The organism is Bacteroidota bacterium (genome assembly GCA_016195025.1).
Lineage (GTDB): Bacteria > Bacteroidota > Bacteroidia > Palsa-948 > Palsa-948 > Palsa-948.
In genome coordinates this window covers 1-16936 of the sequence record JACQAL010000059.1, presented here as the reverse complement: position 1 = coordinate 16936, position 16936 = coordinate 1, and the positions used below count along the sequence as shown (strand labels likewise).

Genomic DNA, 16936 nt, shown 5'->3' with positions numbered 1-16936 from the left:
GAATCTAACGGTTTCGCGCTTGCCGCAGTGGCGGATTAAAAGCGAGTAACTGTCTGCTGATACAAAAGTAAATTAATTGCACGAACTTCAAATTACAAATGTAGCCGCCATTGAGGCAAGCGCGTGTTAGCAATTGTGCCCCACGTCTTGCTTGCTCCTGTGCAATTGTCCACCGAGAAAAACTTGCCAAGATGAGCGCAACTGTCAAGCCGAGAAAATTATTTGTCGGTGATTACTAATTTGTCTACCGCGATGGTTTTGTTTTCTTCTGTCAGCCGAACGAAATACAGTCCACTTGCGAGATTGTCACGCGAGAAAACAACTGTCTGCCCGTTGATATTTTTTATTTGCGCAACTGTCTGCCCGAAACAGTTGTCCACCGTGAGAGTTGCGTTGTGCAAGAGATGGTCTGTCCGCAAAACTGTCTGCGTAGTGAAAGGATTAGGATAAATTTTAATACCTGATTTTTCATTTATAAAATTAATCCCTTCACCTGTTTCACATCTGTATTTAGAAACAAATATATTTTCTTGCCCTGTTAAAATTAAAGTATCTGTCCCAACAATAAAAGGATTAGACATATAGTCCCCTGTAATATATGCGTTGCCAAAACGGTCTGCGCTCACACAATTTTGGTCGTCACCACCACTTGAGAGTACCGATGCACAAAGTGCATTGCCAGCAGAATCATATTTTACTATAAACATTGGGTCAGGAGAACTTGAAGGAGGTACGAGAGTAAGAGAACCAAAAGTAATTGAAGAACTACTTAGTCTGCCAGTCATATAAACATTTTCAGAAGTGTCTGCGCTGACGGAAAATCCATAATCAATGCTACTTCCTCCTGCGGATTTTGCCCAAAGAACATTGCCTGAAACATCATACTTTGCAATAAAGACATCGGGATTATTATTTGTATTTGTTAAAGTATAGTTACCAATTGTCATTAATGAACTTGAAAAATATCCACATATATAAGTATTTCCATTTGCGTTAGTCACAGACCAACCTCTTTCTCCATCATTTCCTCCAGCCGATTTAGCCCAAAGCACATTTCCAGAGGAATCGCATTTTGCAATAAAGACATCATCAAAACCTGCATTTGAATTTGTGACAATGCTACTTCCGAAATTTGCAGTTGAACTTGCGAAATATCCTGTCAAAAAAATATTTCCATTATTGTCTGCACTAACACCATTTCCAAAATCATTACTGCTTCCTCCAAATGATTTTGCCCAAACAACATTACCTGAAGAATTATATTTCACTAAAAAAATATCCTGTCCGCCAGCAGTTGGAATAGTGTAACTGCCAAAGTTGATAGACATATTATAGCCGAAATACCCTGATATGTATGCATTCCCAGAATTGTCTGCGCTTATTGAAATTCCTTGCCCTGTCGCATTTCCGCTAGAACATTTTGCCCAAAGAACATTTCCACTAACATCATATTTCGCAATAAAAATATTAGAACCACTTGAACTAGTAAGTGTAGTAGAGCCGAAAGTGATGGTGGGACTATTGAAAAATCCTGTTACAAATACATTTCCGCTTCCATCTGCGCTTACTGAAAAACCTACATCGCTATTTACTCCTCCTGCGGATTTTGCCCACAGAACATTTCCAGATGAATTATATTTAACTATATAAATGTCCGCTGAACCAGAATTTGTCAATGAATAGTTTCCAAAAGTTATTGTCGGACTTGCAAATTCACCCGTTATAAAAACATTTCCAAATGTGTCTGTGCAAATTCCATAACCTTCATCAGCGTTAATTCCTGTTGCTCCTTTTGTCCAAAGCCAAGTTGCTGTCTGACCGTGCGCAATTGTCGAGCCGAGAGCAACTGTCCAGATTAAAAAAAGTTTTTTCATACTGTCAAGATGCAGAATTGCTGTCGAGCGTTGCATTTGTCTTTTTTTGTATTTGGGCATTATTGCTAACGTTTTGCGGGTGTGCGTGCGTGCGGGAGAAAGAATTACTTTACTGTCCGCCAACACAGAACAAAAATAAGAAATAAAAACTGCATGAGAGAAAGAAAACCCGCATGACGCACACCCGCTGTTAACTGCTGGCGGATTTATTTTCTGTCCTTTGTTGCTTTGTTGTCTGTGGAGAAATTGTCTATGAGAAAAGGTGTCTGCTGAACAAATATTTTTTTATTGTCTATGAAAAATTGTCGAATGGTGAAACAGTCCACTGTGAAAACTGCGGCCTGACCGTTGCGATGCTGTCCCGGATGTCTTGCAGATACGGTAAAAAAATGGCAAGCTCTTGCAGTGTGCAGAACAATAAAGGCATCTACATTTCACACTGCATGTGCTTGACATTTTGTTCCTGCAATAAAAATTTCCTGAATTTGCAAGAACTTTGGTTAACCGAACATGGGCGTAAGTCGGCTTTGACATGGCTTAAAGGTGAAGTAAAGGTGAAGTAAAGGTTAGGTAATAGAACTCTTGACATGGATGAGCCGTTAAAAGATAAGCAGTTAGCATGAAGTGGTTTTTGCAAAAGGAGGCTTTGACATGGAGAGGCACAAAAAACGGGTGGTCTAATTGATTATGATTCAGCCGTTCAACGCAAAAATGCTTTTTTCAATTTTAGGGAAAACTGCGAAATCATTCTGTTTCGTTGGAAACATTCCCCGGCTCTGCGTGTCCGCCCCCTTTTATTAATGGGGACAAAATTTTTTATCGGCAATTTATCCTCACTGAGCGAAGGTGCATTAAAGTCCCGTCTAAAACTTCTCCTGAAACAGCAGTTTCAAATGACTTTGGCACGAATGATGTAATATTCGGTGAAAGGTGAAAAATAAAAAGTAAAACAGGAAAATGAAACGGTGAACAGTAAAAATAAAAAGCAGACAGTAAAAAAATAATAGTAGCAGTGGTAGCAGCAAGCAGTAAAAGAAAAAAAATAAAACAGAAAATAAAAACAACAATAGACATCAACTTAAAAAATTCTTCCTAAAAAAATTGCCGATGTTTTGACTTTACTTAAATTTTTAACAGTAACCAGTTCTGCAACGCTAAAAAAAATAATCGCTGCGGGACACAAAAGTCAAAACAATGGCACGACAAAAAGGTGTTATCAAAGTAAAAGGGACGCTTGACGAAGTAACCTTTTATGAACGCGGAGGCAAGTCACTTGCCAAAAAGCGTACAAGTTTAAGCAAATCAAAAATCAAAAACGCAAAAGAGTTCGCACGGACGCGCGAGAACATGAGTGAGTTTGGCGGAAGCGCACTGGTAGGAAAAGCCCTGCGGGTTGCGTTGAGCATGGTACTCGCCATTTTTGCCGATACGCTTCTTGTTTCAAGGTTGGTGAAGGTGATGCGTGCGATTAGTGAGAAGGGAACGGGTGTGAGAGGAAAGAGAAGTTTTTTGATTATGCCGAACAAGAATCTGCTGAAAGGGTTTGAGTTGAATGTGAAAAAAGTTTTGGAGACAATGATTTGGACACCATATACGCTGGCTGTGAATGCCGGAAGAAATATGGTGACGATGACTGTTCCGGATTTTGACACGGGCGCTTTCATTCATGCACCATCGGGAGCGACACATTTCCGTTTGCTGTGCAGCATCGGTACATTGAGCGACCACACTTTTAACATCAGCACCGGAAAGTACGAGCCGACTGACCCGACTTTAACTCAGTTAGGCGCATCGGCAAGCAGCGTTGAAATTGTTTTGGGAGGAATGGTTGGTTCGACTACTACGCTTGCTCCTCAACTGACTGGCGCACCTGCGCTGACTGCAACTGTTGGACTTGTGGTGTGCGTAGGAATTGAGTTCTTGCAGTTCACGAACGGAAGTTATTATTTGTTATCGAAACAGAATGCGATGAGGATTGTGGATGTGATGTGACCTCACCCTGTATCCCTCTCCTAAAACAGGAGAGGGAAATACAGAGGGGGAACTCACTTCTTTAACCAAGGGGAGGAACATCCCTGCTTCGTAAATCGGAGCGTAACAGCCCGCAGAAATGTTGGGCTGTTTTATTTATAGTAACGCTGTTTTCTAATCCTTAATTATCTTCTTTGTTATAGTTCCATTTTCTGATTTTACCTCCAGGAAATAGATTCCATTTGGCTTGTCGGATAAATTCAAATGCAACCCTCCTCCCGAACTCACTCCAGAGGGGGACATGGAAAATATTTTTTCTCCGAGCATGTTGTAAATTTCAATGGTGTGAGATTGCTGCGCTTCGTTCTCAATGAAGAATGTAAATTTTCCGTTGCTTGGATTCGGATAAACAGAAATATTGTTTTGGAAATTATTTTCTGCAATATCTGTATTGCAATTAATCATAAAACTTTTACGGCAAGTATCTCCATTGTACACTGCTTCATAGGTGTAGGTTCCTGCTGTAGCGGGCAATGTCTTGGTGGAAATCCAATAAGAAGCTAAATATGTATTGTTGCTGTTATGAGTCCAACTGGTGAAAGTTGTTCCGTTAGGATTGATTATGCGCATACTCGCAATTTTTCCTGCTGTTTCATTTCTCATAAAAATATAAAACTTGGCGGAGGTTCCACCTGCGAAGCAAGTATCCTCATTGGGAGTTTCGGTAGCGGGGCAGGCAGGAAACACGGCTAATACCGGATGCACCGATGCCTGAATAATTGCAGGTTCAGTATATGGTTTTTGAACTGCCCACCATGAATTACCATTTAATGTATTACATGGACCGGAATAAGAATCGTTTAAAGTATTAAGAGTAATGCCGCTCAAAACTTCGAAGTGAAGATGAGGCGCTGAAGAACTGCCGGAACTGCCTACTACTCCTAAATATTCTCCGGCAACAACTGTTTGCCCGATTGTTTTTGCAGTAAGCGAATTCATTTTCATGTGCCAGTACATTGCAACCGAACCATCAGCATGTTGTATGGTAATATAATTTGCATTTGGATTGTTCCAATTACAGTTCTTATCAAAGTTTCCATCCACTCTATTTATAATAGTACCCGGAGCAGCAGCAATTATTTCTACCTGGTTGTTATCCATTTTATAAAATGGGTATGGGTAGGTGCATATATCAGTCCCTTTGTGTCCGTCATAAGTAACAGAACCGCAGTTCCAATCTTTTATTCCGGGAGAGGTTGTATCCTGGTCAAGATAATTACCAATGTAATAATAACTGCAATCGTTCAAACCATTTGCTGTTTTGAGAGGCCAGATGAAAGTAGTAGTCATCTTGCTTTGCTGCATGCCATAGTGAATTCCTAATAACTTGCAATTATCAATATTTTGCTTTTCAATTATTTTATATTGCTCAGGCGTTATGCAGGGATTGTTGGCGTCATTTCTTCCGATGGGATATTCACCGCCATATTCACTCATGGCAGATGCATTTGGGAAAGATACTTGCTGGGAAAATCCCTGTATCACTACAATCACTGACAAAAAAATAATGAAAAAGACAATGACCATTATTGCGAAGTATTTTTCCAAAAATGATTCAGGCGGATGAGTGTAATTTTGCATTTGATATTATTTTTGAATACTGATTTTTTGTGTGAAGGATTCTTTTTCCGTTTTGATGTTCAAGAAATAAATTCCTGTCGCTAAATTCAGATTAATGATTACTGATTTATGATTACTGATTTTTTCCGAATACATTTTCTCTCCGAATACATTATAAATTTCCATATCGGCATTTATAAATCTTACCTCATTAATCGTTAATCTTAAATCGCCATTGCTTGGATTTGGATAAACAGTAAATACATCTTGCGGAGATAAATCAGTGACGGCATTTGGGCAGCTCACCGTATAAACAGAAATATCTGTGCAGTTGTTTGCATCTGTAATCGTTAATGTGTAAGTACCTTGGGCAAGTCCTGTTATTGACGCAGTGGTTCCTCCGTTGCTCCATGAATAATTGTAGGGAGAAGTGCCGCCCGAAACATTCGCAGTTAAACTACCGTCATTTGCAATGCAAGACGATGCATTGACAACAGCAACATTTACAGCAAGCGCTGCCGGCTGCGTGATGGAAACAGTTGCTGTTATAGTATTTGTATTTGCATCGGTAACAGTGATGGTATAGTTACCGCTTACTAATCCGGTTGCAGTTTGTGTTGTTTGTCCGTTGCTCCATTGGTAGGTATAGGGAGTTGTTCCTCCGGAAACATTAGCAGCAGCCGAACCATTATTTCCTCCATTGCATGAAACATTGTTTGTGTTTGCTGAAAGTCCTAACGGTGCCGGGCAGTGCCCCGCGTTTCCGATAGGGTTGCGCACATAGTACACATGGTGGTTAGCATTATTGACACAAATAATATGTAACGCACAGCCCGTGTAGGCGGAAAATGCGGTTATCGCAGCGTTGCCCGGAAGAAATGTAAACGGTGGATCCCATGTCGCACCCCCGTTTCCAGAATGTAAATACTGTCCTCCAACCCCTGCTTTTATATAAGTTACATGTAAATCGGAACCGCAACGCACGATGGTTGGATAGATATAAGTATTGAGTGTGTCATTGGTTAAATTTATATCTGCTCCCCAGGTTACGCCCGTGTCGGATGACTGTATTAAATGTATTTGCGGATGGAAGTTGTTAGGAGTTTTACTGCATATTCCATCTACATTTGCGCCATTAGAATAAACCGCAGGACCGTATACATATCCCGGGATCAATGAAACATCCGGACCCCATGTTACTCCGTAGTCAGCCGATTCTTTATAAAAAAGTTCCATATAACCGTTTCTGTTATCATTCCACGACATGTGGATATGGGAACTTTCAGCGTGAATCGCTTCATCTTCAGAACGACCTACTGAAAAAGTAAGTTGCTGTTTAGCGCTCCATGTTACTCCATTATCAAGAGAGCGGAGCAAAAATATTTCGGTGTTATAGGGTGAAGCCGCAGTCATGCTGTCGTTCACTACATAAACTTTATTGCCTGAAACGGAAATTGCCGGCCAGTCAGCCGTTGAGTCGAGAAAAATATTCGGACCCCAGGTATTTCCTCCATCCAAAGAATGTTTATACCACGATGCGCGGTGTCCGCCCACAGGATTTATTTCTCTCCATACCACATGCACGCTTGAACCATTCACCGCTATTGCAGGATTCCATGCATTGCCTCCCGGATTGGTAATTGCAATTGGATTGTTCCATGTCAATCCGGTATCGCTTGAGCGGATGTAATAAAGTACAGCTTTTGTGCTGCTGAGTTTATCTGTCCACACCACATGCACAGTATCTCCGCTTGTGCCGATGCACGAACCCATGCTCTCATTTAATCCTGCTGAAACAGCACTGGGTGAAATATCAAGAGGAGCGCTCCATTGAGCGAATGTCAGAACCGGGACAGCGATGGGGAAAATAATTGCTGTGAGTAATTTTGCTTTCATAGTAATGGTTTAAAAATTTTTTCTGTTGACTTGCTTCTACTAACAAACACGAATGCAAACAAGCAAAGGTTGGGTGAAGAAAAAATATTTTTTATAAATGAGCCACTGAAAACACAGCATCTCCATCCAGCACAATGCTATTCGTACCATTGTAAAGCGTACATGAAATTTTTGCGTGAACTTTCTTTGTGGGCTGCCCGCTAAGGTTGTTCTGATAATTCTCAACTGAAATTACTTTGAACATACTTTTACCTGGCTGACTATTATTTGCGGATGTCCACAATGTGCCGCTGGCATCGCGCCATTCCAGCATCACATCAGAAAGATTCATTGCGTTAGAAACAGGCGTGGCGCTTGATACCGAAAAAAAAGCGTAGCAGGTTGTTGCTGTTTGTGTGGCAAAGTTTCTATGACAAACTTCTACTGTATTAACGGCATCTGTTCTGGTTAAGGTTATAGGATAAACTCCGGATGCGCCATAGGTATAGGTGTATGTCGGTGCAGTGGTGGTGGCGCTGTTGCTGTCGCCAAAATCCCAATCATATGTATAAGGAGGGATGCCTCCGCCCGTAGTACTGGCGAGACTTACTGTATTTCCGTTGGGAGTTGAAGCAAACGAAAGTTGAACATGGCCTCCTGCCTGCCCCATCACTATATTATTAGCAAGCGAAGAAGAACAGGAACTGGTTGACTGAATGTTCAGTGAAACATTATAAACTCCCGGATGCAGATACTGATGAAGCGCAGTCGGCCCGGTTTGAACAAAAGTAGTCCCGTCCCCAAAATCCCAGTTCCATGTCTGCCCCGTTCCGTTTTGAAGGTTGGAACCAAAAACAACATCGTATTTTGAAGATGCGCCAACGGGAGTTGCAAAAGAATAATATCCTGTTGTAATGGAACTGTCGGTTACAGTGGGCTGAACAGAATACTGGCGGTAATCCTTCAAATAAATTTTCAGCGAGTTCGCGCAATTGGAAGAACAGTTTTTATCCCTGAATTCTCCTGTGAAATCATAGACACCGTTTGCATCAAGCGTGTATGAAGTGGACATATAATAATTATTCACGCCTGCCTGAATATTTGTAGAACTTCCACCGATTGTTCCCGAAAAAGAAAATTCAGGAGTTGGATTATTCGGCTGTGCAGGATAATCTTTTTTGCAGGAGCCGATGACGGCTAACGCAAAAAGAAAAAGCCAGCAAAGTTTTTTATTATTTGAAAATATCATAAGAGATAATAAGTTTTATTCCTGTACTTCTTTCAAATTTTTGTTTCGAGAAAAATGTATTGTCTTTTATATCAAGCAAACCGTAATGCGCTTCTGCAGAAACAATGAACTTATCAGAAATTCTTCTTCGGTAAGCAACCGAGAGAGTTGCATTCCACTGATTAAATCCTTTTGTGTAGCCGAATGTTTTCTTTTCTGTGTGAACCGGATTTTTATAATCACCATAGGAATTCACAATGAAATTGCTGGTAGTATTTACAAGATAGGAAACAGTTCCTCCTATGCCGATTGAGTTTTTATTATTGAAATGATGCTGAATAAAAATTGGAACTACCGCATAATGAATCCACTTTGTATCAATAATGGAATCAACATTGTTCAATCCAAAATCAGGCGTTGAAGTGGTAAAAGTTTTTGTGCTTACACTAAGATGCGCAATGCTTCCGTACTGAATGCCTGTCTGCACCGACCAATGCGGATTGAAAAAATGTGTAAGTCCGAATCCGAGAACAGGATTAAATCCTTTTCCTTCGGTTTCACTTCCATAATTCCATCCCAAAATATAATTTGTTCCTGCATCAATGGAAAAAATATTTATGCTTGATAACGATTGAGGAGGAGTTTGAATTGCTGTGATAGAAGGAATTTCCTGATGAGTTGTAACGGAAGAATCTTTTTTCGTCTTTGCGCTGTCTTTGGCAAAACCCGAAGCGATTACTTGAGCCAATGAATCAATTTTATTTTGGAGAGTTTTTATTTTGTTTTCATTTGAACTGTCGCTTTTAATATTCATTCCGATTAAGATTGAAGAAGAACTATTTTCAGATTGAATTTCAGGAACAACAATCTCTTTCTCTTCTGTTTTTTCTTCTTGTTTTTTTCTTGCAAATGCGCTGTCTGTTTTTGAGTTTCCTTTGATAGAAATATATGTAGAACCATTATGCGGTTGTGTTTCAGAATTTAAACTCACATTTTGTTCTGACTTCTCTTTTTTCTTATTGCTTGCATCTGCAAAAATATTTTCATTCAGCGAAACACTGATATTGTGCTTTTCTGTTTTGCTTGTTTTTTCAGGCGATGTAGCACTTGTTTTCTTATTCTGCTGAACAGTTTTTTCTTCGGAAGTATTTTTTGCTTCTGCAACTGCCTGCTCATCTTTCGCAATAAAATTTTCTTTTGAGGTTTCTTTCACTACATGCGTTTCTTTTTTTTGTTTCTCCTGAACCTGTGCAATCATTTTGTCTTCGCTTTGTTTATCATTATTTACAAACGGAAGCATGATAATAATTCCGGCAAGAAGCCCGGCAAGAAACAACAAACCATACCGCAAAACTTTTTTCCGTTTTCTTCCAGAATCAAGAATGCGTTCCGCTTTTTCCCAGTTTTCTTCGCTGAAAGGAAATTCCTGCCCGGCAAATTTCGAGCGGATGATGTCGTCAAATTTATTTTGCTCTTCGCTCATGCAACTTTTAAAGGTGAAATTAATTGCTGAATCATTTCTTTTAATTTGGTTCTTGAAAAATTCAAATGCCACTTGGATGTTCCTTCCGACATATCAAGCATGCCCGCAATTTCTTTATGGGAATATCCGTCAATTACAAAAAGGTTAAACACTCTCTGGCTCATGCGAGGAAGTTTCATAATCAGCGCGTGTATCTGGTCAACATTTATTTTTACCAGAGCATCATTCAATTCAGAATATTCTTTTGTTTCATCATACTCTTCCACATACTGAATGTTCTCGTGGTGCTTTTTTTCTTTTCTGTATTCATCAATCAACACATTTATCATCACTTTTCTTGCCCATGACTTGAACGGAATTTCAGGTCTGTATTTTTCAAGGTTGTACAGCATTTTCGTAAAACCAATGTTCAGCATTTCTCTTGCTTCCTCGCGCGAATTCACATATCGGTAACAAATTCCCATCAGGTAACTGTAAGTGAGGCGATATAATTCATACTCCGCCTTTCGTTCGCGCCTGATGCAAGCTGTTATAAGGTCTGACTCTATGTTCATGAACCTGAAAGGTAAGCATAATACAACCTTCAATAACTATACACGAAGCAAAACAGGAAAAGGTTGGGTGGGTTATAAAATTTTTTGGCGCGTGTTTTTGACCGCCCGTATTTGCTCTTCACGCATGCTTTGATGCGTGATGTGCGAATCTCGGGCGAACTCAAAAACCGTGACGAAAAATAAAGCAGGGGTTTGTATTTTCTGCTGTCTGTTAAAAAGCAGCGATGAAGAATTGCGAAATTGTCAGCCGATGAAAAATTAAAGTTGCTGTCTGGGAAAAAACTGCGTGAATAAAAACGCAACTGTCTAGTTACAAAAATATTATTCATGTATTTTTTATTTTTGAATTTTACTGCTGTCGAGATTGGAGCAGTTGTCGAGCGATGAGAAACTTGTCTGCCGATTTTTTGCTCTATGTATTTTAAGCTGAAGGACTGCGTAAATGTCCAACGGCAGTGCTGAACTGCCATGAATTATATCCGTGCACTTGGTTGTCTAACATTGAAAAAACTGATTTGAGATTGCGTCACTGTCTACTGTTGATGAACGGCTGCTGCGCTTGCAGTTAACGGTTTGCGGGTTTAAGAAGTGCGGGATTTCGGAGCGATAAACTGTCCGCCAGCACAAAAGTTTGATTGAAAAGCTGAACTTGAATTAACCTCGTCAGCCCGCATTTCTTAAACCCGCTGTTAGGCACTGGGCATTTTGTCTACCGATGACGGAACTGTCTACGGAGAAATAATTGTATCGTTTATTTTACAACTTCACTTTATAAGTGAAATCGTTTGCTTTTCTAATACATCCGTCTGGGAATTTGAATCGAATAAATTCGATGTATAGTACATTTAATTTACTATCCAAAAGTTTTTTCATTTTGTCTGAAAGGTGGTTTTCGTTAGTACTTGCTCCTCCATCATTTCCATTTAAATAAAAATTCATTTCAAAACCGTATAGTTGAAGTGAAGGTGTATTGCATGTTATTAGGATAGTACTGTCTGCATGTAGGAGTTCATTTTTAGTTATAGTTGTATTTGGTTTCTTTCCGCCAATATTTATTTCAACAGGATATTTCTGTGTTTGAAAAATGCACGAGTCAATTAATATTTTTTTATCATCAGATATGACTTCATAAATATAAACCTTCACCCGCTTGTTAGGATAGGGTGTTATGTCAAAATCATGAATAGTATAAGGTTTAATATAATTCCCATTAGTCCCTCCCCATCCTTGCGCTCCTACTATTTTTAGTTCGGTATATTGTCCTTTTGTTACAATTTGAATATAGTTGGAGAAATTGGAATAAAGAATCTTTTCAGTATTTTTTAGTGTCTTAAGTTTTGCTTCTATTTTTTCTGCGGTATTATATTTAAAAGCATTTGTTATTTGTAAGGTGTCGCCTGCGTTAGCGCAACCAATATAAACCACTTTAGTTTTTTCTTCTTTAATCTCTTTGCTTTTAGAAGCCTGCTTTGTCTGACCATACGCAACTGTCAGGGCGAGAACTGCTGTCGAGGCGAGAAGAAGTTTTTTCATTGTCTTTGTGAACTGTCAACCGTGAGAGTTATTGTCTGCCGAGCGATGCGCTGTCTGTTTTTTTGCCTTGTGCCTAACGTTTTGCAGGTTGGAGAAGTGGCGGTGTTCGGAGCACTTCACTGTCCCGCAGCACAAAGATAATTAAATGCAGAAAACATTTTTCCCAAATGTCAACCGCCATTTCTCCAACTTGCTGTTAGCAACAGCCGTTCTGTCTGTCGTGAATTTCATTTTCGTTTACAACCTGATGAAAAGATATTGTCTGTGTTCGCGTAAATAATTTTTACTTTTTTGTCTGTCGAAATTTTACTGTTGTCTTGAATGAAACGAATTAGTCGTTTACTCTGTCTGCCCATAAACGTGTTCCAATAAACGATTACAAAGTAGTCGTAATTGTCTGACGAAAACTTTTTTGTCTGCGAGAGTTGTCGTAAATATTTTAATTGCGTGTCAAGTTGCACGATGCTGTCCACTGGCGCTTGCTGTCTGGGCGGAAAAGTTGTAAGTATTCCGTTTCTGTCCCAATGCAAGTTTGGAAAACCACCTACATAACAATTGATTTGAAAAGATTGCAACTGTTCTGACTTGTCATAGTAAAGTGCTTGCAATGGTTGATAGTGATTTTTTATTTGTTTTATGTAGTGTGATGTGTCCAGTGAAAACAAAAAAGAAATGTAAGCCGTGTCTAGTTCGTAACTGTCCGCTGTCGGAATGTTATATTTTTTTGAATAGTCCAGAATTGTTTTTTCGTCAACTGTCTGCCCTGGATTTTTTATTCCGTAAAGTCCGAACATTATTGTCGAACAACTTGTCAGCCCGAACACAACTGTCAAGGCGAAAACTGTCCTGATAAAAGTGCGTGTTTTCAATGTCGTCATACGGTTGTTGCTAACGTTTTGCAAGTTGGAGAAGTGGCGGAGTTCGGAGCACTTCACTGTCCCGCAGCACAAAGGTAAATAAATGCACTAAAGTTTCTACTTGCACGTCACCCGCCATTTCTCCAACTTGCTGTTATGCCCAGTGCTTTTTTTCCTGTCTGTCCAGCGAGAGAAATTGTCCGATGTTAATATCTTTGCTGTCTGCATGTGAAGATAAGATTTACTTTTCATAGATTTGTCCTCACAAAACTGTCAGCAATGGAAGTCCTTGAAAAAACGATAAGCAAAAACGGTCACGGCAAACATAGTCCGCTGATAGAAGATTTTATTCCTGTAAATAAAATTGTCAACGAAGACTGTGTCAGCGGAATGAAAAAGTTGCCAGACAATTGTATTGATTTAGTCGTTACCTCTCCTCCGTATGATGCAATAAGGGATTACAAAGGTTTTGATGTCAACTTGCACGAAACGGGAAAAGAAATTTTTCGTGTTCTGAAAGATGGCGGTCTTGCTGTGATGGTTATTCAAGACCAAACAAAAAATTTCGGGAAGTCTTTGACTTCATTCAGAACAATTGTAGATTGGTGCGATACCATCGGTTTTAAATTATTTGAAACTGTCATTTACAAAAAACACGGTGCAGAAGGCGGATGGTGGAAAACAAGATTTAGGGTTGACCACGAATACATTCCTATTTTTTTGAAGGGCGAGCGCTGGAAATATTTTGATAAAGATGGTTTGAAAATTCCGTCAAAGCACGCTGGCAAAACGATGACGGGCTGTGCAACACGATTGACAAACGGAAAAACTTTGAACTCAAAAAAAGTTGTCATCAATGATAAAAAATGCAGGGGTACGATTTGGGATTACACAACTTGTGGTGATGGAACACGATTGAAACACGAGCACCCTGCAACTTTTCCCGACCGTCTGCCAGTTGATGTTATTCAGTGTTTCTGTCCGTCTGGCGGAATTGTCCTTGACCCGTTTATGGGAAGCGGAACAACTGCGTTGGCTGCAATTGCTTTAGAGAGAAATTATATCGGCTACGATATTTCTAAAGAGTATTGCAACCTTGCCGAAAAGAGAATAAAAGAAGAAGGAAAAACACATCAACTGCGTCTCACGCTTTTAGAATAAATTATTGCTCTTTGTATATTCAATTTGCTTTGTGCCTGTAATGGCAAAAGAAATGGGATTTTTTTTGAGTATTGCAGCGTAATTTGTTCCGTTCAATTTTCCTACTGGAATAATATCTTTTTTCAAATTCGTAACTTCCAAATCATCCATCGCCCATTTTTCTTTTACAAAACTCCAACCAGTCATATCACTTAAAAATTTTGTCAGCGTTAATGTTCTGCTTCGTAAATCATCTGGAAAAGAATTGTTTTGAATTTCTAATATTTTGATTTTGTCGCCTCCTCTTTTTCCTCCTGCAATTAGTCGGAACTCCTCAAATATTTTTTCAAGGTCGTGCATCATTGTTGAAATTTTTTGTGCAGCAAAAATATTCAGAAGCGTAGCGAGCGGACTACTTTCATTTTTTGCATTGAGAAAGTGAAGCCAACTGATACAATTTTCGGGATAGTTTAAAAGATTTTTAAAAGTTCCATCAACATAAAGCAAAACTGTCACGGCAGACTTCGGAACAGAAAATTCAACCGTTGTCCGTGCAATGCACATCAGCAAATGAATTGTCGCAAGTGGATATTTCAGAGCGAAATTTTTATTTGCATCAAAGCCACGAATGTTGTTCGGATTAATGCTGTTTGAAAAGTTGTCCCAATTTTTCGGAATATCATTTTTATTGTAAAGAACCATGTGCTGTCCGATACTTTTACAATTCTTTCTAAAAATTTCCATATCAAGAAAAACACAGTCGGATGGTTTTATTTTTTTCTTTAAAGCCAAATCCTTGCCGTCATAGTAGCCGACAACTTCCCAGTTTAAAAATGAAGACATAAAAAGTCCGCAAAGAATTCCATCAGTGTCTGGACTGATGATACATTTTCTGTCTCGCTCAACTATCCAAGGAAATTTTTTAATGATTTCAGAGTAGTCAATGATGCTGTGTTTTTCTTTGTCTAAAGTTTCCATTGTGTTTTTTTAATCGTCAAAAGTATTGAAAAATTGTCTGACTAATTACAAAATTGTCCACGAAGAATAGCATTGGGCATAACGTTCCGCGGGCGTGCGAAGTGCGGGATTAAAAAACACTTCGCTGTCCGCCAGCACAAAGATAATTAAATACTGAAAACATTTTTTCAAAAAGTAAACCCGCATTGCGCACGCCCGCTGTTAGCACCAGTTTCTTCTGTCGTGGCAGTCCACCGATACACGCGCTACAACGAAGAGAGTAACTGTCTGACGAGAAAAATTGTCGTGGAAGAAATTGTCAATGAAGGACTGTCACACGAAGAAACTGTCCACAGAGAAAGTTACCAATAAAATGAAAGTAACTGTCGAGGGTTTTATTTTTTACTGTCCGTTAATATAAATTTAATTGGTAAGAGAAAGTAAACAGCAACAGGTTTTCCGTCCACACGACCAACTGTCCATTTAGGCATTTGCGTTACTGCTGATAAGCAAACGCTGTCCAAGTCTGCGCGAACACTTTTAAAAACAATAACATTTATTACTTTACCTGTTGTGTCCACTGTGAATTTAATCATAACCTTTCCTTGTACTGTGTCTTTTATTGCTGTCGGTGGATATTTTATGTGTCTACGAAGAAATGTTGCCACACTATCATACCCTCCAGGGTATTTGGGCATTTCTCCTATTGAACAGAACATTTCGTTTATTTTTGGGTCAACTGTCGATGCTTGAAATTCATAACCACCAGCATTAAAGTTTTTAGTTTTTGTTTGTCCGAAAACTGATACCGCTGTCAAGGAGAGAAGAACTGTCGAGATGAGAATAAGTTTTTTCATTGTCTTTGTTAACGGTCAACCGAGAAAATTATTGTCTGCCGATGAACTGCGCTGTCTGTTTTTGAAATTGGTGCTAACGGTTTGCAGCTTGCGGACAGTGGCGATTTAGAACTACGAAACTGTCCCACGCAACAAAGATAATAGAAAGCAGAAAACTTTCAACTTGCTCGTCAGCCGCCATTGCCGCAAGGTGCTGTTGGCAGCAGTGTTTCTTTTTCTTTCGTCACTGTCCACCGTTACCATTTTTCAATGAAGATTGAAGAGTTGTCTGATGGAATGACTGTCATTTCAATTTGTCTGCCCAGCAGAGATTTTATTTGTTCTGTGATTTTGTCTTTGCGTGTTTCGTTGCCGATGCTCTGAACTGTCCCGATGAATGTGCGGTCTGTCAAGCCGTGAACAAACTGATACTCGTCAAGTTTGATTTCACAAACTGTCTTGTCTGGCGTTGCTTCAATGATTTTAGTTATTGTCCCTTTTACCATCTTTTCTTTTTTTGTATGCGAGCCGAGCGTCAATTTCTGCTTTGAAGATTGTCAAGCCTGTCGCTGAATAATGTTCCAACTCTGTCCTTGTATGCCAAGGTGCATTTTTAATGATGTAGGTAATAAGTTCCTGTCGCAGTTTTTCTTCGTTGTTCTCTTTCATAGTTGTCAGCCGTTGCGTTGGTTGAAATGTTGAACGATTGTCTGTCCGTGAAATTTTTTTCTAAAAGTCAGCGCGGGACTGTCCCACGAAAAAGTTGTCAAGGGAGAAACAGTCCAGTTGCAAAAGTCAGTCGGAAAAGTCCACGAATGACAGTCCCCCGATGACTTTACAAATGTCGTGTCTGATTGTCCGTTTAACATTGCTGCCAACGTCCCGCGGGCGTGCGAAGTGCGGGATTAAAAAGCACTTCGCTGTCCGCCAGCACAAATATAATTAAATACTGAAAACATTTTTTCAAAAAGTAAACCCGCATTGCGCACGCCCGCTGTTAGCAGTTCG

General features: G+C 39.6%; 14 protein-coding genes. 2 read left to right on the top strand and 12 right to left on the bottom strand.

Annotated features, from left to right (window positions below; translation table 11 throughout):
- Positions 1-218 precede the first annotated feature (218 nt).
- On the bottom strand, positions 219-1874 hold the full coding sequence (locus HY063_11865) for an SBBP repeat-containing protein (protein MBI3502478.1): 1656 nt from the start codon (positions 1872-1874) through the stop codon (positions 219-221).
- Between the two features lie 1194 nt (positions 1875-3068).
- Between HY063_11865 and HY063_11860 the strand changes: the two genes are divergently transcribed.
- Entirely contained in the window at positions 3069-3866 is a 798-nt protein-coding gene (locus HY063_11860; GenBank protein ID MBI3502477.1) for a hypothetical protein, read from the top strand.
- A 153-nt stretch (positions 3867-4019) separates the two neighbouring features.
- Here the strand turns inward: HY063_11860 and HY063_11855 are convergent, their stop codons facing one another.
- From HY063_11855 to HY063_11825, 7 genes are all read right to left on the bottom strand, one after another.
- Positions 4020-5486: a T9SS type A sorting domain-containing protein gene (locus HY063_11855; protein ID MBI3502476.1), complete on the bottom strand. Its 1467-nt coding sequence runs from the start codon at positions 5484-5486 to the stop codon at positions 4020-4022.
- Between the two features lie 6 nt (positions 5487-5492).
- Positions 5493-7361 (bottom strand): T9SS type A sorting domain-containing protein, encoded by a 1869-nt coding sequence (locus HY063_11850; GenBank protein ID MBI3502475.1) that lies wholly within the window; start codon positions 7359-7361, stop codon positions 5493-5495.
- 91 nt (positions 7362-7452) lie between these two features.
- Positions 7453-8589, bottom strand: coding sequence for a PKD domain-containing protein (locus tag HY063_11845; GenBank protein MBI3502474.1), 1137 nt, complete (start codon positions 8587-8589; stop codon positions 7453-7455).
- Positions 8573-10051 carry a PorT family protein gene (locus HY063_11840; GenBank protein MBI3502473.1) on the bottom strand — a complete coding sequence of 493 codons (1479 nt, stop codon included), beginning with the start codon at positions 10049-10051 and terminating at the stop codon, positions 8573-8575. Before HY063_11840 ends, HY063_11845 begins: the two co-directional genes overlap by 17 nt.
- Positions 10048-10605 carry a sigma-70 family RNA polymerase sigma factor gene (locus tag HY063_11835; GenBank protein MBI3502472.1) on the bottom strand — a complete coding sequence of 186 codons (558 nt, stop codon included), beginning with the start codon at positions 10603-10605 and terminating at the stop codon, positions 10048-10050. Before HY063_11835 ends, HY063_11840 begins: the two co-directional genes overlap by 4 nt.
- A gap of 756 nt (positions 10606-11361) precedes the next feature.
- A complete protein-coding gene (locus tag HY063_11830) occupies positions 11362-12138 on the bottom strand; it encodes a hypothetical protein (GenBank protein MBI3502471.1) in 777 nt (258 codons plus the stop codon).
- Positions 12139-12365: 227 nt separating this feature from the next.
- Positions 12366-13016 (bottom strand): hypothetical protein, encoded by a 651-nt coding sequence (locus HY063_11825; GenBank protein MBI3502470.1) that lies wholly within the window; start codon positions 13014-13016, stop codon positions 12366-12368.
- A gap of 258 nt (positions 13017-13274) precedes the next feature.
- Between HY063_11825 and HY063_11820 the strand changes: the two genes are divergently transcribed.
- Positions 13275-14156, top strand: coding sequence for a site-specific DNA-methyltransferase (locus tag HY063_11820; GenBank protein MBI3502469.1), 882 nt, complete (start codon positions 13275-13277; stop codon positions 14154-14156).
- On the opposite strand, the gene HY063_11815 is transcribed toward HY063_11820, so the two are convergent.
- From HY063_11815 to HY063_11800, 4 genes are all read right to left on the bottom strand, one after another.
- Positions 14148-15113, bottom strand: coding sequence for a hypothetical protein (locus HY063_11815; protein MBI3502468.1), 966 nt, complete (start codon positions 15111-15113; stop codon positions 14148-14150). The two genes, HY063_11820 and HY063_11815, sit on opposite strands and share 9 nt — an antisense overlap.
- A gap of 374 nt (positions 15114-15487) precedes the next feature.
- Positions 15488-15949, bottom strand: coding sequence for a TonB family protein (locus HY063_11810; protein MBI3502467.1), 462 nt, complete (start codon positions 15947-15949; stop codon positions 15488-15490).
- 236 nt (positions 15950-16185) lie between these two features.
- Complete coding sequence (locus tag HY063_11805; GenBank protein MBI3502466.1) at positions 16186-16434, bottom strand: hypothetical protein; 249 nt, start codon at positions 16432-16434, stop codon at positions 16186-16188.
- 168 nt (positions 16435-16602) lie between these two features.
- A complete protein-coding gene (locus tag HY063_11800; protein ID MBI3502465.1) occupies positions 16603-16797 on the bottom strand; it encodes a hypothetical protein in 195 nt (64 codons plus the stop codon).
- Between the last annotated feature and the right edge of the window lie 139 nt (positions 16798-16936).